The organism is Mesorhizobium sp. M7A.F.Ca.CA.001.08.2.1 (genome assembly GCF_003998455.1).
In the GTDB taxonomy this organism is placed as follows: domain Bacteria; phylum Pseudomonadota; class Alphaproteobacteria; order Rhizobiales; family Rhizobiaceae; genus Mesorhizobium; species Mesorhizobium ciceri.
This window is the reverse complement of record NZ_RZPW01001384.1, coordinates 1-630: the sequence shown is the minus strand read 5'-3', so window position 1 is coordinate 630 and position 630 is coordinate 1. Positions and strand designations below refer to the sequence as shown.

Here is a 630-nt window from a genome sequence, read left to right as displayed (position 1 = left end):
GTGCTGTTGACGCCAAAGGCGCTTGCCCCGCCGGCGTTAGCATGGGCGTTTCCGCCCACAGCGAGCGCGTTAATGCCGGTCGCGCTTGCAAAGACACCTATGCCGATGGCGTTGAGGCCATTGACACTCATCGAATAGCCGATGGCGATCGAAGCGTCGCCCGTTGCACTGTTGGAGGTGCCCAACGCTACGGCGTTATTGCCATTCGTCGTGGCACCGTTACCGATGGCGACGGCGTTGCCGCCTGTCGCGGACCCGCCGCCGGCCTAGTATTGTGCCTGGGCCGGCGTGGCGAGGCTGAGCGCGGCGATCGCCGCCAGGCCGCCGACGATGCTCGCCAGGCTGACGGAGGAGGCCAAGGCCGAACGCACGCTGCCGCCGACCCCCAGCGTTCCCAGCCCCAGACGCTTGCACCCCATACCAAGCGCACGATGCGCCATGCGCAGCACGGCCATCAGGCGGCGGCGAACCGAGCGCGAACCATGATCGGCCCCCGCGATCCACTGCCCCGCGAAATGCGCTGTGCGACGCCGAACAAACGAACCGCTCGAAATCTGGCCGTTCGAAATCTGGTTGTCGGTCATGGTCCCTCTCCGCTGGCCGGCACGAAATGTCTGACAATTCCGCTCC

At 66.2% G+C, this 630-nt stretch carries 1 pseudogene; it reads right to left on the bottom strand.

Going from position 1 to position 630, the window contains the following annotated elements:
• Window positions 1–584 (bottom strand): annotated as a pseudogene (locus tag EN914_RS40235) (calcium-binding protein); the annotation flags it as partial.
• Between the last annotated feature and the right edge of the window lie 46 nt (window positions 585–630).